This window comes from Clostridium drakei (assembly GCF_000633595.2).
GTDB lineage: Bacteria > Bacillota > Clostridia > Clostridiales > Clostridiaceae > Clostridium_AM > Clostridium_AM drakei.
This window is the reverse complement of record NZ_JIBU02000015.1, coordinates 37,242-60,210: the sequence shown is the minus strand read 5'-3', so window position 1 is coordinate 60,210 and position 22,969 is coordinate 37,242. Positions and strand designations below refer to the sequence as shown.

At 30.3% G+C, this 22,969-nt stretch carries 18 protein-coding genes; 2 read left to right on the top strand and 16 right to left on the bottom strand.

Translation table 11 applies throughout. The annotated features are described in order from the left end of the window. Positions 1 to 336 precede the first annotated feature (336 nt). The 12 genes from EG57_RS0209240 to EG57_RS0209180 all read right to left on the bottom strand — a co-directional run bounded on the left by EG57_RS0209240 (position 337) and on the right by EG57_RS0209180 (position 16,105). On the bottom strand, positions 337 to 1,944 hold the full coding sequence (locus EG57_RS0209240; protein WP_032076942.1) for a gamma-glutamyltransferase family protein: 1,608 nt from the start codon (positions 1,942 to 1,944) through the stop codon (positions 337 to 339). Between the two features lie 322 nt (positions 1,945 to 2,266). Beyond that, entirely contained in the window at positions 2,267 to 2,896 is a 630-nt protein-coding gene (locus EG57_RS0209235; protein WP_032076941.1) for a TVP38/TMEM64 family protein, read from the bottom strand. 300 nt (positions 2,897 to 3,196) lie between these two features. After that, positions 3,197 to 3,754 carry a class I SAM-dependent methyltransferase gene (locus tag EG57_RS0209230; protein WP_032076940.1) on the bottom strand — a complete coding sequence of 186 codons (558 nt, stop codon included), beginning with the start codon at positions 3,752 to 3,754 and terminating at the stop codon, positions 3,197 to 3,199. A gap of 153 nt (positions 3,755 to 3,907) precedes the next feature. Continuing rightward, on the bottom strand, positions 3,908 to 4,189 hold the full coding sequence (ppnP, locus tag EG57_RS0209225; RefSeq protein ID WP_029162776.1) for a pyrimidine/purine nucleoside phosphorylase: 282 nt from the start codon (positions 4,187 to 4,189) through the stop codon (positions 3,908 to 3,910). A gap of 49 nt (positions 4,190 to 4,238) precedes the next feature. Further along, entirely contained in the window at positions 4,239 to 5,045 is an 807-nt protein-coding gene (proC, locus tag EG57_RS0209220; RefSeq protein ID WP_032076939.1) for a pyrroline-5-carboxylate reductase, read from the bottom strand. A gap of 78 nt (positions 5,046 to 5,123) precedes the next feature. Then, positions 5,124 to 7,502 carry a trans-4-hydroxy-L-proline dehydratase gene (gene hypD, locus EG57_RS0209215; RefSeq protein WP_032076938.1) on the bottom strand — a complete coding sequence of 793 codons (2,379 nt, stop codon included), beginning with the start codon at positions 7,500 to 7,502 and terminating at the stop codon, positions 5,124 to 5,126. Positions 7,503 to 7,508: 6 nt separating this feature from the next. Then, positions 7,509 to 8,411 carry a trans-4-hydroxy-L-proline dehydratase activase gene (locus EG57_RS0209210; protein ID WP_032076937.1) on the bottom strand — a complete coding sequence of 301 codons (903 nt, stop codon included), beginning with the start codon at positions 8,409 to 8,411 and terminating at the stop codon, positions 7,509 to 7,511. 40 nt (positions 8,412 to 8,451) lie between these two features. Continuing rightward, the gene (locus EG57_RS0209205; RefSeq protein ID WP_032076948.1) at positions 8,452 to 9,024 is read right to left on the bottom strand and encodes a helix-turn-helix domain-containing protein; all 573 of its coding nucleotides are present in this window, start codon (positions 9,022 to 9,024) and stop codon (positions 8,452 to 8,454) included. A gap of 364 nt (positions 9,025 to 9,388) precedes the next feature. Next, positions 9,389 to 12,595, bottom strand: coding sequence for a carbamoyl-phosphate synthase large subunit (gene carB, locus EG57_RS0209195; protein WP_032076935.1), 3,207 nt, complete (start codon positions 12,593 to 12,595; stop codon positions 9,389 to 9,391). Positions 12,596 to 12,641: 46 nt separating this feature from the next. Next, positions 12,642 to 13,691, bottom strand: coding sequence for a carbamoyl phosphate synthase small subunit (locus EG57_RS0209190; protein WP_032076934.1), 1,050 nt, complete (start codon positions 13,689 to 13,691; stop codon positions 12,642 to 12,644). Positions 13,692 to 14,018: 327 nt separating this feature from the next. Further along, the gene (locus EG57_RS0209185) at positions 14,019 to 15,371 is read right to left on the bottom strand and encodes an aspartate aminotransferase family protein (protein WP_032076933.1); all 1,353 of its coding nucleotides are present in this window, start codon (positions 15,369 to 15,371) and stop codon (positions 14,019 to 14,021) included. Between the two features lie 182 nt (positions 15,372 to 15,553). Beyond that, the gene (locus tag EG57_RS0209180; protein WP_029162768.1) at positions 15,554 to 16,105 is read right to left on the bottom strand and encodes a helix-turn-helix domain-containing protein; all 552 of its coding nucleotides are present in this window, start codon (positions 16,103 to 16,105) and stop codon (positions 15,554 to 15,556) included. Positions 16,106 to 17,136: 1,031 nt separating this feature from the next. Between EG57_RS0209180 and EG57_RS0209175 the strand changes: the two genes are divergently transcribed. Both EG57_RS0209175 and EG57_RS0209170 read left to right on the top strand, forming a co-directional pair. Further along, positions 17,137 to 18,336 carry a hypothetical protein gene (locus tag EG57_RS0209175; RefSeq protein ID WP_032076932.1) on the top strand — a complete coding sequence of 400 codons (1,200 nt, stop codon included), beginning with the start codon at positions 17,137 to 17,139 and terminating at the stop codon, positions 18,334 to 18,336. A gap of 47 nt (positions 18,337 to 18,383) precedes the next feature. Further along, entirely contained in the window at positions 18,384 to 19,550 is a 1,167-nt protein-coding gene (locus EG57_RS0209170; protein ID WP_084572199.1) for a M20 metallopeptidase family protein, read from the top strand. 67 nt (positions 19,551 to 19,617) lie between these two features. Here the strand turns inward: EG57_RS0209170 and EG57_RS0209165 are convergent, their stop codons facing one another. The 4 genes from EG57_RS0209165 to EG57_RS0209150 form a co-directional block, all read right to left on the bottom strand. After that, positions 19,618 to 20,217 (bottom strand): class I SAM-dependent DNA methyltransferase, encoded by a 600-nt coding sequence (locus EG57_RS0209165; protein WP_032076931.1) that lies wholly within the window; start codon positions 20,215 to 20,217, stop codon positions 19,618 to 19,620. A 25-nt stretch (positions 20,218 to 20,242) separates the two neighbouring features. Next, on the bottom strand, positions 20,243 to 21,094 hold the full coding sequence (locus tag EG57_RS0209160) for a hypothetical protein (RefSeq protein WP_032076930.1): 852 nt from the start codon (positions 21,092 to 21,094) through the stop codon (positions 20,243 to 20,245). Next, positions 21,075 to 21,638 carry an RNA polymerase sigma factor gene (locus tag EG57_RS0209155; RefSeq protein WP_032076929.1) on the bottom strand — a complete coding sequence of 188 codons (564 nt, stop codon included), beginning with the start codon at positions 21,636 to 21,638 and terminating at the stop codon, positions 21,075 to 21,077. The genes EG57_RS0209160 and EG57_RS0209155 overlap by 20 nt, the downstream gene beginning before the upstream one ends. A gap of 166 nt (positions 21,639 to 21,804) precedes the next feature. Then, on the bottom strand, positions 21,805 to 22,791 hold the full coding sequence (locus EG57_RS0209150; protein ID WP_032076928.1) for an ABC transporter permease subunit: 987 nt from the start codon (positions 22,789 to 22,791) through the stop codon (positions 21,805 to 21,807). Positions 22,792 to 22,969 lie beyond the last annotated feature (178 nt).

Here is a 22,969-nt window from a genome sequence, read left to right as displayed (position 1 = left end):
TTATAAGCAATTTTTCATATTAGAATTACAATAGTTACTACACAGCTTTTTAGGTGGAGGTAGCTTTGAATATATGGTGTATAAAAGCTTTTGAGAGAATTTAGGAGGTCTTATGTCTAAAATTTAAAAAATCTCGTAATTTGAATCAGGACGATTCAAGCCACGAAAGTCCCAGGACGTGACATTTGAGCGGGTAGAGATTTTTAAAATTTTAGACATTAGAGCTCCTTAATAAACGGTTGGCTTTTATACACCATATATTCAATGCGGACTCCACCTAAAAAGTTGTGTCGCATTATTTTTAAACTGTAAAATGTAAGCAACACTATATTAGTATTACCAAACTGCTATTTGTCCATCTGTTCTTCTCTCAGTTCCACCACATAACACATTGTTATCATCCTTAAGTATTATTTCTCCTCTTCCAAACAAACCACTTTGAAGCTCTATTTGTACATTATGGCCTTTTCTTGATAGTTCTTTTGCTAAATTTTTAGAACATTCATGTTCAACTAACACTTTCTTGTCCAAAATCCACTGCCATCTTGGTGCATCAAGTGCTTCTTGAGGATTCATATGAAAATCTATCATATTCATAATTACTTGTACATGTCCTTGGGGCTGCATGAAACCTCCCATAACTCCAAATGGCCCTACAGGTTTATGATTTTTTGTTATAAATCCTGGAATAATAGTGTTATATGGACGCTTTCTACTTCCAACACAATTAACATTCATAGGATCAGTTGAGAAGCAATTTCCACGATTGGCTAATGCTATTCCAGTATCTGGAACTACCAAACCAGAACCAAAATCCATGTAATTACTTTCAATAAAGGAAACCATGTTACCTTCTCCATCCGCCGTACATAAGTAAACTGTCCCACCTTTTAAATTTCTTATTTTTTTATTTGGTTCAGGTATAATAGCAGCATCCTGTATAAGCTTTCTTCTTTCATTTCCATATTCATCTGATAAAAATTTTTCTATTTCAACATTAGATTTATCTCCAACTATATCTTGAGCATCTGCAAAGGCTATTTTTATTGCCTCCAGTTGCTTATGATAGGTTTCTGCACTTTCTCTTTCTTTAAATTCATATCCCTTTAATATATTTAATGCCATTAAAGGTACAATACCTTGTCCATTTGGAGGCAATTCCCATATGTCATACCCTTTATAATTAATACTTATTGGCTTCACCCATTCAGGTTTAAAAAGTTGTAAATCTTCTTTTCTAATATAGCCACCATATTTTCTAGAAAAAGCATCTATTTTTTCTGCTATTTCTCCATTATAAAATTCCTCTCCATTGGTTTCTGCAATACTTTTTAAAGTTTTTGCATGATGTGGGAGCTTAATGATCTCACCAGCTCGAGGTGCTCTACCATCTATTGTAAAAGTTTTAAACCAGTATTTAAATTCGTCTCCCTTGCAAGCTGAATAATTAACTACAGCATATTTCCAAAACTCAGATGTGCCAGGAGCAACTGGATAACCATTCTCAGCATAATAAATGGCTGGTTTTAACACTTCTGTAAGTGGTAATTTTCCAAACCTTTTGGATAACTCGCACCACGCTTTAGGAATACCTGGTACAGTAACAGGAAACCAACCATACTTGGGAACTTTATCATATCCCTTTTTATTTAATTCCTCTAATGAAATTCCTTTAGGTGATGGGCCACTTGAATTTAACCCATACATTTTGTTATCAATCCACACAATTGCAAATGCATCACCACCAAATCCATTTGCTGTAGGCTCCACCACTGTTAAACATGCAGCAGTAGCTATGGCAGCATCAACTGCATTTCCACCTTTTTTCAATATTTCAAGACCTGCTTGTGCAGCAAGTGGTTGTCCAGTAGCAACCATTCCTCTATTTCCATATATTACATTCCTGTTAGATGGATATCGATAACTTAAAGCATCATAATCCATTTTTTATTCCCCCTTTGCTAAACCAAATTTACATCATATTTATTAAATGTAATTCTAATACATTTAATATTGTATTAATATAGACATTCTACATAAATATCATATTTCCTTGAAAACACTTGAAAAATTGTATTTTCATAATATAAATTGCTATTATCCTATATTAATATATAGTCTATATTAAAATCGTATATTACAAAAAGAAAGCTACATACTTTAAATATATAGCTTTCTTAATTAGTTGTATAATGATATTCAAATTTATCCTTGCCTCAAATTATACATGTATTACTATATCAATAATTATAAAATTAATGATATTTTATAAATTGACTTTGCCATTCCACCTTCTGCAATTTACATAGCTCACCAAAATTATAATAATAAGTGTAGTAATAAATACATACAAAGAATATTTCATGCTTATTCCTAGAAAAGCATATAGAAGAATAACAGGTGTATCAGCTATCAATATAGTTAAAACATACTTAGCAAAAGGCATTCCAGTTAATGTAGAAAAGAAACATACTATATCTGATGGCACTACAGGAGAAGAAACCCCTAGTGCCAATATTTTAACATTATTATCTTGAACTAATGAATATATTTTGGGATATTTATTAATTATCTTTTCTTGATAACCCATACCAATTGTAGCCTTAACAAATAGAAACAAGAAAATCTCACTTAATAAATTTGCTATAGTAACTAAAATAAATGCTTCTAAAGGATTAAATAATATTCCAGCACTGATGATAAAAACAGTACAAGGCACAAGCGTAAAAATTCTAAATGAAGCAATTATTAAAAATAATAAAGCACTGTACTTAGGATATGCTTGTAATAATTTAGTGATTTTGTTTCCTCCATCAATATACAATTGATATTTGAAAAATACAGCTAAAATTGCTATCCAACATAAAAAAATTATACCTTTAAATAACTTATTCATTATTCCCACCTCTATTTTTGTATTTAAAAATTTATATATTTCTTTTTTCTAACTATGAAATTTATTATATATACTATTTATTAAATAAAGGTAAGGAAAAACATTAAGAATTATTAAGATTTTTCTTAGGCAATTCAATATTAAAACTAATTATATTACCACTACACTCTGCCCAAATTCTTCCTCCATGGAGCTCTATAATTTTCTTTGAAATCTCATTATAATATATCTTAATCTTATGATGCAAATGCCGCTAAACGCTCTCTATTCTCAAAATTGAAAAAACAAAAATACTTTTGTCTAATTTTTACACTTTAAAACATAAGCTGGTGGCAAATTTAAAAGTACCTTTTTTATTTTGATTTTATCAAAATATGTTCTAAAGAGCTTCATTTTAAATAAAGTATATTGAAAAGTTATAAACTCTCCTTTGTCTTTTAATATTTCTTTTGTAACTGATAATATTTTTTTGCTCATATCATATGGTAAGCTTGCAAATGGAAGACCTGAAACTATATAGTCAACCTTATCAATACTATACTTATCTAAACATTCTTTCAAGTTCTCTGCTGAATCATTTATAAGTATGAAATTTGTTTTATCTTTAAATTTATCTTTTAGAATTTTATAAAAATCTATATTATATTCTATAGCTATAAATATAGTGCTATCCTTTTTTCTATTTAATATTTTTTCTGTAAAAACCCCTGTTCCTGGTCCATATTCAACAATGCAGGAAGCATTTAAAAAATCAATGTCCTCAACCATCCTATATGCTAATTTCTCCGAGCTCGGTGCTATAGCCCCCACTGTTTTAGGATTTTTTATATATTGTTTTATAAAATTACTAATTTCCATTTTATCTTCACCCCTATGTTAATATGAGACAAGTATAAAATGGAAACATTAAGCTTTTACGCAGAAAAATATTAAGAATTCTTAAGAATTTTAGATTTCTACTAATAAAAAGAGACACTAACTATAAGTGTCTCTAAATAAACTTTCCTATTTTTATTTGTATAAGCAAAGATATGCTGTTTCTTCTTCTACTTTTACCCCAAATTTTTTATTTGCTGCTACAGTAAAAGTTTCATTTTGTTTAAATTGCTTCCACTCTTCACTTTCTGGAAGCTTTATACACATACTCCCACTGGTTACTGTCATAATTTCTATAGTTGAAGTTCCAAATTCATATTCTCCTATTGCCATAACTCCTATAGTTGCAGGACCTTCTGCTGTATTAAATGCTATGGACTTCACTTTTCCCTCAAAGTATTCATTTGTTTTAAACATAAGCATTCTCCTCTACATGTCAAAAATATTTAAATCCAATTTATAAATTTTACTTTGACATTTCCTTAGATTTTTTTGTACAGCTCTTCATAGCAGCCATAACTGCAGCTCTTAAGCCTTTTTCTTCCAATACTTCTACTGCTTCTATTGTAGTTCCTCCTGGAGAGCAAACCATATCTTTTAGTGCTCCTGGATGCATTCCTGTTTCCAAAACCATTTTTGCTGAACCAAGCACTGATTGTGCTGCAAATTTATAAGCTTGAGCTCTTGGCATACCATCTAACACAGCGGCATCTGCCATAGCCTCAATGAACATATATACATAAGCTGGTGACGAACCACTTACTGATGTTACAGCATCCATTAATTTTTCTGGTACTATTTCCGCTTTACCAAAGCTTTCAAAAATACTAACTATTTCTCCTATTTCTTCTTTAGTTACCACTTCATTGGGACATAATGCAGCCATTCCTTCTCCTACTAAAGCTGGAGTATTTGGCATTACTCTAACTACCTTTAGCTTTCTTCCAAAAGCTTCTTCAGTGCCACTTATAGCTTTTCCTGCTGCAATGGTCACTATTATTACATTTTCCTTTACCTTATCTTTTATTTGTTCAATTATCACTGGATATAAATTGGGTTTTATTGACAAAATCAAAATATCAGAAGCTCTAGCTACATCATTATTATCTGTAGTTGTTTTTATCCCATACTTTTCAGCACATGCTTCCAAATTTTTTTCATTTAAGTCTCCTACCATTATATTGTCTGGGGAAGATAAACCTGCTTTAATTATTCCCCCTATCATTGCTCCTCCCATATTTCCACAACCTATAAAACCTATAACTTTATTCATAACTTATTTTTAGTAAGAAAGCATAATATAAATATCAATTCCTTACTAAAATTCACTTCCTTTCCTAACTATATTAAACTAGCAAACAGCGCATCCATCAAAGGATTGTTCAGTTCTCTCTATTATTTCTCCTTGTAATACCTTATCAAGATTATTAAAGTAATCACTATATCCTGCAACACGAACTATAAGATCTCTATAGTCATCAGGATTTTTTTGAGCTGCCAAAAGAGTTTCTCTACTTACTATATTAAACTGAATATGATGTCCATCTAGTGTAAAATACGACCTTACTAGGCTTGCTAAATTATTTAGTCCTTCTTCTCCTTGTACTACACTTGGATCAAATTTCTGATTTAATAAAGTTCCTCCAGTCCTCAAATGATCCATCTTGGATGCTGATTTAACTACTGCTGTAGGTCCATTTACATCTGCACCCTTTTCAGGTGAAATACCTTCTGAAACTGGAACATGAGCTTTTCTTCCATTAGCACTAGCTCCCATAACTGAACCAAAGTAAACATGACACGTAGTTGGAAGCATATCTATTCTATGAACTCCACCTCTTCCATTTTTTCTTCCATTTACTTCATTATAGTAAGCATCAAATATTGTTCTCATTACAGCATCTGCATAATCATCATCATTACCATATTTAGGAGTCTTATTTTTCACTAAATTTAAAATATCTTCATGTCCTTCAAAGTTGTCTTTTAAAGCTCCCATTAATTCCTTCATAGTTATATTCTTTTTATCAAACACCTGACATTTTATAGATGATAAACTGTCAGTAATAGTTCCTATACCAACCCCTTGAATGTAGCTGGTATTATATCTTGCACCACCCGCATTATAATCTTTTCCCTTTGAAATACAATCATCTGTTACTATAGAAAGGAATGGAACTGGCATTAATGTAGCGTATAACTTTTCAATTACCCTATTACCTTTAACCTTTATATCAACAAAGTGCTTAAGTTGTTTCTTAAAAGCGTCAAATACTTGTTCATAACTTTCAAATTTTGTAACATCTCCCGTTTCAACTCCAAGTTTTTTACCTGTCATTATATCAATACCATTGTTTAATGTTATTTCAAGTATCTTTGGAAGATTAAAATATCCAGTTAAAATGTAAGCTTCTTTACCAAAGGCTCCTGCTTCAACACATCCGCTAGTTCCTCCAGATCTAGCATCCTCTATAGTTTTACCTGCTCTAACTAGCTCTTGAACTACAGCATCAGCATTAAACATTGATGGTTGACCCCATCCTTTTCTTGAAACTTCACAAGCTCTCTTTACAAATTTTTGTGGACTCTTTTTACTTATCTGTACATTAGAACTTGGTTGTAATAATCTCATTTCATCTATTACATCAAGTAAAAGATAGCTTACATCATTAACTCCATCCAAACCATCTGGTCTTACTCCACCTACATTAATATTAGCAAAATCCGTATAAGTTCCACTTTCCTTTAAAGTTACTCCAACCTTAGGAGGTGCTGGTTGATTATTAAATTTAACCCAGAAGCACTGTAACAATTCTTCTGCTTTTTCATGAGTTAAAGCACCTTCTTCCACTTCCTTTTCATAAAATGGAATTAAATGTTGATCTAATCTTCCTGGATTATAAGCATCCCATGGATTTAATTCTGATATAACACATAAATGAACAAACCAATACATTTGAAGAGCTTCTCTAAAGTTTTTTGGAGCATTTGCTGGTACATTACTACATACTTCTGAAATCTCCAAAAGTTCTTTTTTTCTTTGCTCATCCTTTTCATTTTGTGCTAACTCCTTAGCATACTCTGAATATCGCTTACCTAAAATCATTATTGCATCACAAGCTATGCTCATAGCTTCCAATTGATTTTTTTTATCTAAAGCTCCATCATCTTCATAATAATCAAGCTTTGAAATAGCTTCTTCAATATCCTTTTTAAAATCTAAAAATCCCTTTTTATATATCTTTCCATCTCCTGCAGTATGTCCTGGACCTCTTTGTTCCATGAATTCTGTAAATAATCCTGCTGCATAGCAATCCTTCCATTCTTCAGACATGCTGTTTAAAATTTTATATCTCATAGATCTTTCTTTCCAATATGGAATTATAACTTCATCCTGTATTTTTTTAGCTTCTTCATCTACCTTGAAGGATATCTTTTCTCTCACATCCATTATGTCAAAATCCTCTAAAGTATGGCAACAAAGTTCTGGATAAGTTGAAGTTGCTGCAGGTTCTTCTCCTCTTTCTCCAACTATTAATTCTCCATCATTAACATAAAGCTTTTTCTTGCTCATTAGTTCTTTTAAAACCAATGCTCTAAGTACTGGGATAGACACTTTACCTTCATATTTTTTGTAAACTTCGCTTTCGATTTGTGCTCTCTCCATAGAAATACGTGGAACTGCATTTAAACTCTGCTGTCTTAATTTTTTTACTCTTTCAGTGATCATAATTAATTATCCCCCTATCTTAATTTTTATTCCAGATTTTTTGAATTTATTTGATATTTCCTCCATGACTTTGTCAGATGGCTTTTCCATGCCAGATAACTCATAAGTCATTTTAAGTCTTCTATATTTATCCATACCCATTTTATGATATGGTAATAAATTGACCTGTTCTGCATTTATATGTGATAAAAATTCAATAGCTGAATCTATATGATAGGCATCATCATTAACTCCTGCAACGATTGGCATTCTAACAAATATTCTACATCCCCTATCTGAAAGCTTTTTTAAGTTTTCAAGAATATTAGTATTTTCTGAGCCAATGTATTTAATATGTTTTTCATTATCCATAATTTTCACATCATACAAGAATAAATCTACTTTATCTAATATTTTCTCCAAGCTTTCCCAAGGCACACATCCACTGGTATCCACTGTAGTATGAATTCCTTTTTCCTTACACTTTTTCAAAACCTCATTTAAAAAATCTATATGTATCAGTGGTTCTCCTCCTGAAAATGTAACACCTCCACCAGATTCATCATAAAATACTTCATCTTTCATTATTTCCTTCATGAGTTCTGATACTGTAATATCCTTGCCTACATACTCTCTTGCAGTATTTGGGCAAAAATCAGTACACTTTCCACAAAGTACACACTTTTCTTCATCAACAACAGAATAACCTTCCTTAATTGAAATGGCATTTTCAGGACATCTTTTTGCACAAATACCACATCCTGTGCATCTTTCTTCGAAGAACATTATTTCATGCTTTGGATTTTGAGTTTCAGGATTATGACACCACCAACATTTGAGTGGACATCCTTTAAAAAAGACTGTAGTTCTAATACCTGGACCATCATGAATAGAGTATTTTTGAATATTTATTATAGTACTTGAGTTCACATCCATCCCCCCTAGTATATTACATTAACTTTATAAAAAACTATTCTTTAGTTTCCTTTTTAAACATATTCGGAGTGTGTACTGTAAGCAGCTTAACTGTTTTACTTGTGTAATTTGCCCAATTATGAACAAGATTTGAGTCATAATGAGCACTATCTCCAGGAAACAATTCTTGCTGTTCATTATTGATAAGCAGTGTGAGAATCCCTTCTAAAACATAAACAAATTCCTCACCTTCATGTTGATATGAAGTTAACGGTTCTTTACTACTGGTTGGAAGTATTTCTATTAATCTTGGTAGAAGATTTTTATTTTCTATATCATTAGTTAAATGATAATGTATGAATTGATTATTTTCTACTTGAAATACTTCTTTTTCATAACTTCTAAGTATAATTTTCTTATTGTGATTTGATTCATTAATGAAGTATGATAAATTAACATCTAAAGCCTTTGCAATATTGTTCAAAGAATCTATAGCTACTGCTGTAAGCCCTCTCTCCAATTGTGATAAAAATCCAATAGATAAATTAGTTTTCGCACTTAATTCCTTTAAGGTCAAATTTTTATTAGTTCTAAGTTCTTTTATTTTTTTACCTACATCTTCTGTCATAACTTTGCCTCGTTTCCTTATTAAAAACAAAAAATAAACATGTAATTTAATCTTGTTATATATCATAATTTTCTTAATATTTATAATAATATTATAGTATATATTTGTTAAAAAGTCTACTATATTTTTTAATATATTAAAAAATATTTCATATTTATAAATATATACAGAAGTATATGACATATATATTTATTCACATTAAATTTTTTTGCTTTTAATTTCATATATATGAAATTAAAAAATAAAATTTTCACACAAACTAAACCATATAATAACTTTTTTATAGGAGAATTTTCCTTTATCCTATAATACAAAAAAGTGATGATAGTTTTAACCATCATCACTTTCCATATTAAACTAAATCTTATTTTGCTAAATCAAATACTTCTAGGTTTTCATCTTTTATTCCTTTGATTTTAACATCTACCATTGCTTTAAGAGTATCTAACGCTGTTACTACTCCTATATTCCTTTCAATAGCAGCTCTTCTTATATGGAATCCGTCTCTTTTTGAATCATTTCCTTTAGTTGGAGTATTTACTACTAAATCCACTTCTCCGCTTTTTACAGCATCTATTATATTAGGATGCTGTTCTGAAAGCTTTCTAACTTCTCTAACCTTTAAACCTGCATTTCTCAAAAGTTTTGCTGTATTTTTAGTTGCTACAAATTTAATTCCTAATTTATGCATTTCTTTTGCTATGGCTAAGAACTCCTTCTTATCATGATCATTTATAGTAGCAAGTACAGTAATCTTTTCTTCTTTAGCAAGCATATTAGCTGCCTCAAACCCTTTATATAAAGCCTCTTCTATTGTCCTTCCAACTCCTAAAACCTCTCCTGTAGATCTCATTTCAGGTCCTAAACAAACTTCAACATTTGGAAGTTTTTGAGTTGAAAATACTGGAACCTTTACAGATATAATTTCTGGTTCCTTATAAATATCCACACCATAACCTAAATCCTTCAATTGTTCTCCAAGCATTACTCTAGTTGCCAAATCCACTATAGGAACTTTACTTACCTTACTTATATATGGTACAGTTCTTGATGCCCTAGGGTTAACTTCTATTACATAAAGATTTCCTTCGAATTCTATAAATTGTATATTTATCATACCCTTAATGCCTATTTCCAAAGCAATTTTTTTAGTATAATCAAGTATTTTTTCTTTCATTTCAGCAGTTATATTTTGACTTGGATACATAGTTATACTATCTCCAGAATGAACTCCTGCTCTCTCCAAATGTTCCATTACACCTGGTATTAATACATCTTTACCATCTGATATAGCGTCTACTTCTATTTCTCTTCCCATTAAATATTTATCAATAAGTATTGGATTTTTCTTATCTTTTTCAAAAGCACTTGATAAATAGTATACGAGCTCTTTTTCATCATGAGTTATTTCCATACCCTGACCCCCAATTACATAGGAAGGTCTTACAAGTACAGGGAATCCTAATTTTTTAGCTTCTTCTAATCCTTCTTCAGTGTTCCAAATTCCCTTTCCCTTAGGTCTTGATATTCCTAACTTCTCAAGTAATTCATCAAATCTTTCTCTATCCTCTGCCATATCTATTTGATCTGCAGTAGTTCCAAGAGTTAGTATATTCTTTTCCTTTAAAAACTTGGCAAGCTTAATAGCTGTTTGTCCACCGAACTGTAGAATTACACCATTTGGATTTTCCTTTTCTATTATATTTAAAACATCTTCTTCTGTAAGTGGTTCAAAGTATAGCTTATCAGACACATTAAAATCTGTACTAACAGTTTCAGGGTTATTATTTACTATTATTGTTTCTATTCCTAACTTTTTAAGTGCCATTACACAGTGTACTGAAGCATAATCAAATTCTATACCCTGTCCTATTCTTATTGGTCCTGATCCTATAACCATTACCTTCTTTTCATAGGAAACTTTTACTTCATCATAAGTGTCATAAGTTGAATAATAATATGGTGATCGAGCTTCAAACTCTCCCCCACAAGTATCTACCATTTTATAAACTGGTTTTATTCCCCATACACTTCTAAGTTTATATATATCATCTGGGCTTACTTTAAGCATATCTGCTATGCCCTTATCAGAAAAGCCTTTTTTCTTTAATTTGTGAAACCATTCTTTATCCAAATCACCTATTTTACTAAGCTTTAATCTTTGTTCTTCTTCAACGATCCATTTAAATTTTTCAATAAAGAATTTATCTATACCTGTTATTTGAACAATCATATCTACCCTATATTCACGTCTAAGCATTTCTGCTAAGGCAAATATTCTTTCATCATCAGGCGACATAACTCTTTCCTTTAGTTCTGACATGCTAAATTCTTTAAATTTTTTATGATCCAATGAGTATTTTCCTATTTCTAAGGATCTTATTCCCTTTAAAAATGCTGCTTCAAAATTGCTTCCTATAGCCATAATTTCACCAGTAGCCATCATTTTAGTTCCAAGCACTCTATCTGCTCCCTGGAATTTGTCAAAAGGCCACTTTGGAATTTTAACTACTACATAATCTAGCGATGGTTCAAAGCAAGCATATGTCATTTGAGTAACTGCATTTAATATTTCATCCAACCCATATCCTAAAGCTATCTTTGCTGCTACTTTAGCTATTGGATAACCAGTTGCCTTGGAAGCTAGTGCTGAAGAACGGCTTACTCTTGGATTTATTTCTATTACTGCATATTCAAAGGAATGTGGATTAAGTGCAAGCTGAACATTACATCCACCTTCTATACCTACAGCATTTATTATATCTATAGATGCAGATCTAAGCATCTGATATTCTTTATCTGATAGAGTTTGACTTGGCGCTACTACTATACTGTCACCTGTATGAATACCTACTGGATCTATATTTTCCATGTTACATACTGTAATGCAGTTTCCAAAGCTGTCTCTCATTACTTCATACTCTATTTCCTTCCATCCTTTAACACTTTTTTCAAGAAGTACTTGACCTATAGAGCTCAATTGAAGTCCAGATTCTAATATTTCTTCTAATTCTTCTTCATTTTCTGCTATTCCACCGCCAGTACCGCCTAAAGTATAGGCTGGTCTAACTATAACTGGATATCCTATTTTACTTGCAAAAGCCATACCGCTTTCCATATCAGTTATTATTTCACTTTGAATAACTGGCTGACCTATTCTATTCATCATATTTCTAAAGAGTTCTCTATCTTCACCCTCTTTTATTGATTCTATGGATGTACCAATTACCTTTACATTATATTTATCAAGTATTCCTTTATCATAAAGTTCTACTGCTAAATTTAATCCTGTCTGTCCTCCCATACCTGCAAGCAAACTGTCTGGTCTTTCTTCTTTTATAACCTTTTCCACAAATTCCAATGTTAATGGCTCTAAATAAACTTTATCCGCTGTTTCCTTATCTGTCATTATCGTAGCTGGATTACTGTTTATTAATACAACCTCTATTCCTTCTTCCTTCAATGCTTCACAAGCTTGAGTTCCAGAATAGTCAAATTCCGCTGCTTGTCCTATAACTATTGGACCTGAACCTATAACTAAAACTTTTTTTATATTTTTATTTAATGGCATATCTGCTACCTCCCAAAATTACGTATTTAAATACTACCTATACTTTTTATTCTGCGTACTTCATAAATCTATCAAATATATAATCGCTGTCCTTAGGTCCTGGACATGCTTCTGGATGGAATTGTACTGAGAATATACGTAAGCTTTTGTGTTTCATTCCTTCTATAGTTCCATCATTAACACTTATATGAGTTACTTCCATATCTTCTGGAAGCATGTCTACATAATACCCATGATTTTGAGAAGTTATATGAACTTTATTTTCTTCTAAATCCTTAACTGGATGATTACAGCCTCTATGTCCAAATTTAAGCTTGCCTGTTTTTCCACCAAAGCTTAAAGCTAAAAGTTGATGTCCTAAACATATTCCTACAATTGGCTTTTTGCCTACAAGCTGCTTTATATTTTCTATAACATCTTTTAAATCCTGAGGGTCTCCAGGTCCATTAGATAGAAAAATCAAATCAGGATTTAATTTTAAAATTTCTTCTGCCTTTGTATTGGAAGGTAAAACCGTTACTTTACAGCCTCTTTTTACAAAGGATCTCACTATATTTTGCTTTATTCCAAAATCCATAATAGCAACATGCTTGCCTTTTCCTTCTATTACATACTTTTCTTTAACAGTTACACTTTGAACCGCTCCCTTATTAGAAAAAGCTTTTATCTTGCTTTTAATTTCACCATATTCAACATCTTCTAGTGTAATTATGCCTTTCATAGTTCCACTATCTCTTAAAATTTTAGTTAAAGCTCTTGTATCTATTCCTTCTAACCCTATAATATTATTTTGTTTTAAATAATCCTCTAATTCTAATTCAGATCTAAAATTGCTTGAAGCATTGCATTTTTCTCTAACTATAAACCCCTTAACCTTTGGTGTTTTAGATTCCATATCTTCTAAATTTATACCATAGTTACCTATAAGCGGATATGTCATTGTTACAATTTGACCATAATAAGATGGATCTGTAAGAATTTCTTGATATCCTGTCATTCCAGTATTAAATACAACTTCTCCAACACTATCCTTTAAGCATCCAAATGCGCTACCATAAAATGTTGTTCCATTTTCTAATATAAGCTTTGCTTTCATATAATAGACCTCCCTTAATTTTTGTCTCGTAAAAATACACTTTTGAATAAAATATTCTTTGGTGAAGGCCTTACAACCCCTTTTAAACAAAAAGGGCAATAAAAAGATTACACACTAAAATACAATCTCCCTATTACCCTTATACATACTATTTAAATATAAATTTATCCAATTTTTTTCTGCACAATAAAAACACATTATTATACCTCTTTCTGGCCTCTCTGGACCAATTTAAAGTGTATTTTTTTACTCTAATTCTTTTTCACTCATAATTCTAATTTATAATTTTAAATATGTCAAGGATAAAATTAAGCATTTCTAATCTTTCTACCAGCCTTTAGCTACTTCAAGTACCTCATCTGGAATATCGCCTCTTAAATATTCAACTATTGAAGCTTCAATAATATCAAGTGCTTTATCCATTTGTTCTCTGGTTATTACAAGAGGCGGTTGAACACGAAGCACATTATTTGCAAAGAAAGTAAGCAATACACCCTTTTCCCAACATCTGTAACAAATCTTTGCAGCTGCTTCTTTATCTCTCTCTTTTGTATTTATATTTTTGACTAAATCAACCCCAATATTTAGACCAATGCCTCTCACATCTCCAATTAAAGGATACTTGTTCTTCATTTTGTTAAAACATTCCTTGGTATACTCGCCTAACTTTGTGCTATATTCCAGAAGTCCCTCTTCTTTTATAACCTTAATTGTTGCAAGTGCTGCTTTGCAACATATTGGATTCCCCATAGTTGTAAAAGTATGTGCAGGAGGACCTAAGCTTTCCATAATTTCTGCTCTTGCTATAATTGCACTCATTGGCATTCCAGATGCTATTGATTTTCCAACAACTATTATGTCTGGTTCCACATTAAAATTTTCTATACCAAACCACTTCCCTGTTCTTCCAAAGCCTTGCTGCACTTCATCAACGGCAAACAAAATTCCTTTATCTTTACATATGCTATATAACTTTTCAACATACTTTCGAGGCGGCACAATAAGTCCTGCATCTCCTTGTATAGCCTCCATTACTACTACTGCTACTTCTTCTTCAGGTATATAATTTTTGAAGCTTTCCTCCAATTCTTCAATACATTCTAAATTACAGCTTTCTTCCTTCTTACCAAATTTGCAGCGATAACAATGAGGATAATTTATATAGTGAACATCAGAAACTAATGGTCCAATCTTACGACGCATATTCAAACTTATAGCAGAAATTGAAAGAGCTCCATAAGTAGAACCATGATATGCTCCAACAAAGGAAATTATTTTACTTCTACCTGTATAAGCTCTAGCCAATTTTATCATCCCATCATTGGAATCAGAACCTGTAAGACCAAATATAACCTTCTTTTTAAAATTTCCAGGTGTGATTTCTGTTAATTCTTTAGCCAACTCAACAAGAGACTCGTGATATGTGTAAACTGGAGTATAATGTATAATTTCCTTAGCTTGTTCCGTTATAGCCTCTACAACCTTTGGATGACAGTGCCCTATATTAGTTGCTGCTGCACTTGACAACATATCTATATACTCATTGCCATCCTCATCTTCAATTATTGCTCCCCTGCCACGCTTTATAACCAATGGATAATAAGGAACTCTACAAGCAGCCCCAACTACTTCATTATCTTGTTTCACAATATTCTTACAATTTTCTATATTTGCCCCCATAGTACCCCCTCCTAAAAAAATATTAATTATTTGTTATTTTTTTAAGTATTACTTAATAGCCATTTACTAACTATTCTATTATATGCTGAGTAGACTTTCAAGTATTTATTAAATTTTTAAGTTATACTTACTTTCTATAAAAATAAAAAAACTGTACTCTTTTTCAAGAATACAGCTTTTAATCAATATATTGGCGGACACATACTACTAATTCCTATAATCCTTTTAGACGTTGGATTATAAAATTTATGCGGTATATTTTCCTGTATATAAATACTATCACCTTTATTTAGAGTATACTTCTCTTGTGCTAAATATAATTCTATGGTACCTTCAATTATGAATATGCATTCATCTGCTGGATGTATCATAAATTCATCACTACTCCAACTGCAAGGTTCCAATTGAAAGTGTATAATCTCCATTTTTGAATTTATTTCCTTATCCGATGCCATAGGTGTAACAAATTCATATATAATACTTGAATTGGGGAGCTCTAATTTTTTTCTTTTATCACTTTTAATAAGCACACTTTGCTTCTTTTCATCAGTTAAAAATGTATAAATTGGTACTTCCAGTGACAAAGAAATCTTTCTTAAGGATGAAAGAGAAGGATCAATAATATTTCTTTCAATTTGAGAAAGATAGCTAGCTGTAAGTCCTGTTTTATCAGCTAGTTCATTTAAGGTTAATCCTTTTTCTTGTCTTATTTCTCTAATTTTAGGTCCTAACAAAAGTAACTCCTCCCTGTCTATTTAGCGTACTTTTTTATAGTAATTAAACTTTCTAAGTTTTTTAACACATCAAGTTCATTATACTTTATTTTATATTATTTTTTTGTAATAGTAAATAAATTTAAGTTTTAATTTGTCTTTACAACTTCATAATCATAAATAGGCTTTTCTATAAAACTGATACTATAATTGTTTCAATATATACTTTCAGCATTTACTTTTGAAATTCTACTATAATTTTTCATTCTATTATTGCTTTATTCACCAAACCGTTTTACATTATTAGATAATTTATGTAAAATAATTCTAACAATTTTCCAAATAAAGTATTATAAAATTTTCATATGAATGACTAAAACCTGCAAATTGAGTAAAAAACATTCATAAAATATAGTGATTATTTGTTTTTTCAGATAAACTCACCTATAAATAGAATTAATTCTATCATTAATAATTTAAAATTTATATAAAACTCCAGAAGTATTTTCCCAAATTTTTCATAGTATTATGTTTATTTGAAAATTAATTTTTATAAAAACGTTTTAAAATAAATATATCAATTAGTAATGACTATTATATGAATAAAAATATTCATTAATTTATATTTTTCAAAATCAGTTTCATGTAAATATGTAATTATTTATATAAAATATACTTTTTTTAATAAAAATTGAATAATTTCATGATTTAATATTCATTTTTTGAAATAATTAATGTTATTTTTATATTTTTGACATAATATAAAATCTTGTTTCAAAAATCGTGAATTTTTCAATATTATAGATATACTACTAGCTTATTTTCATTCATCAAATTATTTTTATCACATTTAACGTTTAAAAATAATTTAATTTTCATTATTCTAACTTAAGCATTATTTTTACTAATGTTATGTATACTATAAATAATTTATTAAAAATCGTTTGTTAATATGGGGCTTTAACATTCATTTTTATAAATCCTATCATTAGTAAAAAATACAAGCTTGTACTTTTGATATTAAATTTAGAAATAAGTAAGGGGGCAATTTAATGAAATTTAACGTAATTCAATGTTTTTTTGTTGTAATGTTAATTATGGTTATAGGAGAAATAGCATCTAATAAAACAAAAGCTTTTATTCCTTCCGTATTTGTATCAGCAGTTTTATTTATTATAGGTTTTTGGACAATCTTACCTAAAGATATAGTTGCACAAGCATCCTTTGGTCCAAGCTTTGTTTCAGTAGCTATGAGCTTACTGTTAGTTCATCTTGGAACATTAATGAGCTTAAGAAAGTTAGTTGATCAATGGAAATCAGTTACAGTATCTATAGCTGGTGTGTGTGGCATAATGCTTTTAACTATGACTATAGGTAGAGCTTTATTTGGATGGCATACTGTTGTAGCAGCAACTCCTCCGTTAACAGGCGGAATTGTAGCAGCTTTACTAATGTCAGAAGCTGTTAAAGCAAAAGGTTTGATGGATCTAGCCGTACTTCCTATAGCAATGTATATAATGCATGGCTTTATAGGATATCCTCTCACTTCTTATTGTTTGAAAAAAGAAAGCAACAGGCTTTTGAGTGACTTCAGAAAAAATGGGGTTAATGAAGATTTATTGAAAAGCAGCAATGAAGTTGCAGTTGCACACGAGGAAACTCAGAGAAAAAAACTTATTCCTCCATTACCTGAAAAATATCAGACAACATATATTATACTTTTAAAGATTATGTTAGTTGCACTACTTGCAAACTTTGTTTCAAACTTAACTAATCAAGCTGTAAATCAGTATATAATATGCTTAATTTTTGGTGTTGCATTCTGCGAACTAGGCTTCTTAGAGGAAACTGCACTAGTTAAAGCTGGAGTTTTTGGATGGCTTATAACTGGATTAATGGCATATATTTTCTCTGGACTTTCATCTGTTACTCCTCAGGCACTTTCAAAAATGATATTACCTTTAATAACATTAATCATATTAGGTGTACTAGGAATGTTTATAATGTCAATGATTGTTGGAAAATTTATGGGATTTACCAAGGAAATGGGTTTTGCCTGTGCCTTAACAGCATTGTTTGGCTTCCCTGCAGATTATATTTTAACTAATGAAGCATGTAAATCAGTATGTAAAACTGATGCTGAAAAAAATTATATATTAGATATCATTCTTCCTAGAATGTTGGTTGGTGGATTTACCACTGTATCTATAGCTTCAGTAGTTATAGCTGGCATATTTGTAAAATTGTTGTAATATAATTATCTGAATTTTTCGATTATAAATATAGAGGAGGACTTTTGATGAATACATTAGAAAAAGCAAAAAATATACAAGATTGGGTTTTAAAATTTAGAAGAGATTTTCATAGACACCCTGAACCATCCTTTAAAGAATTTAGAACTTCTAAAATTATTGCAGAAGAATTAGCTAACCTTGGAATAGAAGTATCTCACATAGGCGAAACCGGTGTTTTAGGTACATTAAATGGAGAAAAAAAAGGAAATGTTATAGCATTACGTGCTGACATGGATGGATTATCTGTTACTGAGGATACAGGTCTTCCATTTACTTCAGAAAATCCAGGGTTTATGCATGGATGTGGACATGACTGCCATGTTTCAATGCTTCTTGGAGCAGCTAAACTTTTATCTGAAATGAAAGCTGAGTTAAAAGGAACTGTTAAGTTTATATTTCAGCCTGCAGAAGAAGTCGCTGATGGAGCTAACCAAATGATCAAAGGTGGGGTTTTAAAAAATCCTGATGTGGATTTTATATTTGGAATGCATATATGGTCAGATGTACCTGTAGGAAAAGTTTCCATTAAAGAAGGTCCAATGATGGCTTCTGGAGACATATGGAATCTTACTATAAAAGGTAAATCATGTCACGGTTCATCTCCATGGCAGGGAGTAGACGCAGTAACTTGTGCTGCAGCTGTAATACAAGGTGTTCAAACCTTAGTAAGTAGATTTAATGATGTTAGATCACCTATTGTAATCAACATTGGCACTATAAAAGGAGGAGAGCGTTTTAATGTAACTCCTGGTACTGTAGAGATGACTGGAATGAATAGGGCTTTTAGTGCTGATAACCGCAAAAAAATGCCTAAATGGATTGAAGATATGGTTAAGAACATATGCAAAGGCTATAATTGTGATTATGAATTTAGCTATGATTTTATCTGCGCACCTACAATAAATGATGTAAAATCAGCAAGATTGGTTAAAAACTCTTTAACTAAATTAGTAGGAGAAGAAAATATTCCTGAATTTGAAAAAGTTATGGGATCAGAAGATTTCTCTGCATACCTTGAACAAGTTCCTGGAGCTCTATTACTTCTAGGATGTCGTAATGAAGCTAAGGACTGCTGTTATTCACATCATTCTAACCATTTTAAAGTTGATGAGGATGCTTTACCTATAGGTGTTGCTGCTTATGTTCAAGTAGCATTAGATTATTTAAAATAGATTAAAAATAGCTCTGCACCAATGAGCTTAAGTGCAGAGCTATTTTACATATCAAGTGATTCTTTTACTAATATAGTTCCTTTGATTTTTCGCCAATACATATATAATATTCGCTATTATCCTCAGTATATATTATATTAAATCCATGTTCATTCATAATTTTAGAAGTTTCATTTACCTCCACAAGGTCATTAGAATGAATATGATCTTCTATTCCATTATGTCTGCTGTTTATTTTTTCCCTACTTTCAATATGAGCAATAACTGCTTTTCCACCTTTCTTAAGAATAAAATTTGCTTTTTTAAAAAAAGCTTCCCTATCATTAAAATGAGGATAACATGAATAAGCTATTATACAATCATATTTTTCCAAAGGGTTATAAGAATTAAAATCTCCTACATAAAAACTCAAATTTTTATAATCATTCTTTTTCTTGGATACTTCTATCATTTTTTCAGACAAATCTAAAGCTACTAGTTTTCCACTTTCACCAATTTCTTTCTCAATATAAGGTATAATTATGCCTGTACCACTTCCTATATCAAGAACATGATTTCCTTTTTCTAATTTAATTTTATCAAAAACATGATTAACTTTTTCTCCTGGATGACAACACATGCTGTCCCACTTTTCTGCTAGGTTGTTGAAAAATTCCCTATTATCCATAATACCCTCCCCTTCTTAAGTGATTTTATCCATAGGTTTTTTTCATACTTTTCAATATATTATAAAGCATAATCCCTGAAATTAAAATCAATATTAAGTTTACAATAACATAATTTAAATTATTATGCATTTGGATTACTTTTTCAAGATCTCCACTACTATAATTAATTTTCGAAAATCCCTTAAGCATTATGCTATAAATGAACCAAACACTTACATTTGCTATAACACTATGAATTGTTCCTTTTTTATAGAAAAAGTAAAGTGCAATACAATAAGATATTAAAAGTGGAGAAAGCCAAGTTAAAATTAAAAAAGTCCACATATTAACCTGCCACATTATATAATTAATAACTGTCATAGCAGTTACAAAAGCTATATTATATACAAGTATTATAACAGTTCTTGCTAATGTAATTTCATACAGTGAATATTTACAGGCCATTTCCATTTCAAGCATATTATAATAACTACCTCTGTACAAATAATATATGGATAGAATAGAAACTATAGGTGCTATGAGCATAAAACTGAATCCTTCAGGATTTCTTAAAATTATATATCCTAATGCCAATATAATAAATGAAGCTAGCCAAAATCTTTCATCAAAAAGTGAAATTTGATGCGTTATATTAAGCAGCAATTTTTTTATGCTGCTACATGCATTTTCCTTGCCATATGTCTCTTGAACGTTTTCTTCCTCATACTTAAGCTCCACTGCCCCCATTATATTATTAAACAAGTTTTTTGGTGTTTCTATTTCAGGCTGTTTACTAAAAAAAGCTTCAATGTCATCAATATCCTGTAAACTTATTTCTTCATCTGCATTTTCATGCTCTATATCTTTTAAAATATTTTTATTGAGATTTTGCTTCATCTAGACCACCTCCTACTTTATTCAGTCTGCTCTTTATTAACTTTATACCTTGATATAACCTGCTTTTTACTGTATTTATGTTACTATCAGTAATAATAGCAATATCCTCAATGGATAGCTGTTCACAAAATCTAAGCTTTACTACTTCCTTTTGAGCATCACTAAGTCCTTCAAGCATATCATCTATATTATTATTAAAAAGCTTATACTCAATAACATTAGTTTTTTCTTTTATATTCTCATCTAAAACCGTAACTTTATTTCTATTTCTATAAGTTTTTCCTCTAGTATAATCAATAATGGAATTATATGCAATTTTATATAACCAAGGCTTAAATAAATATTCTTTCGAATAACTTTTTCTTTTTTCATAAATCTTGCAGAACACTTCCTGACACAAATCTTGTGCCATATGATAATCATTTATCTTATTATATATATATCTAAAAATAATTTTATAATAACGTGCTACAATAGATTCCATATTTTGATTTTTGCCTTCTTTAATTTCTTCAAATAGCTCTTCATCACTTATAGAATCCATAATTTATTTTTAGTGATTCATCCAAATACCAGAACTTCACTAAAATTCACTTCCTTTCTTTTTATGTTCTTTCTTATTTACATACTAACCCCCATTTAATTTAAACTCCATACATGTACTCTTGTGTTTTAGTCCAATGGCATCATAAAACTTATGAGCTTCCTCATTAATTTCCACCTGATTCTATACTCTTATAAATATGAATTCCTAATAAATATAAAATAACATTTTGAATAAAAAAAGTAGCTAGTCCAATTTTTATATTATAAGTAGGCTCTCCTCTTATGTACGACTCACTTACATAATAAAATGAAATAAAAAAATATTTAGAAAAACCTATTCCATTTTCTATGGTGAAATAGAAAGGAGCTGCATTAACTACCATTAGTGCTCCTATTATATAAGAAGTTACAACATCTCTAGCAACTGTTGAAATAAAAATAAACATTACTGCTGCTGATACACAAATTATAAATGCAAAAGCAATTTTTAATAATAATAATTCCTTTATACTTCTCTCTACCACCGCATCCCCATATTCTAATATAGATCTCATTGAACCAGATAAATCTGAAAACCCCATTAAGCACCCACTGAAAATAAAAGAAAATAATAAATTAGAAAGAAATATCAAACCCATAGCTGTTAATATAGCCATATATTTTGAACGATATAAAGTACCCCTACTCACATATGAAGAAAACTGCATTTCTATAATATTTCTTTTTCTTTCAATGCATACAATATCACAACAAAATAAAAACATTATAGGAAGCCAGTAATAATAGTCAAAAATACACTTATATAAAGAGCAGGAAAAATTTTTTTTAGGTGATGGGATTTTATGATTTTCATAAAACTGTAAATAAAACTTATCTATATACTTCTCTGTTTTCAGTTCATTAGGCGTAGCATTATCATAAAACGCTGAATGAACTCCATTGTTTAATTCCTCTAAATTTTTTCTATAGCCATCAATTTTAGTACTATATGATTTCTTATTAGCCTCATATATAGAGTTATAATTTGGAAACTTTCTATACTCACTTAAAATATTATAGGCTGATAAAATAAGTATTGCTATTAAAGCCAATTTGAATCTGTAGGATGTTACTATTTTATAAAGTTCAGCTTTATATACATTTAAAAACATTACATTTCTCCTAATTAAAACTATTTATCTAACCGCTACCATTTCCAATTTCCCCATCTTCTCAAGTATGTGATAGCTACTTTACACCACTTATAAGTTCTTCTAAGACTCATATGTAGAGAGGCATTTCTCACAGGCAAACTTCACTTGAGTCTAGGAATCACTTGATCTAATGAAG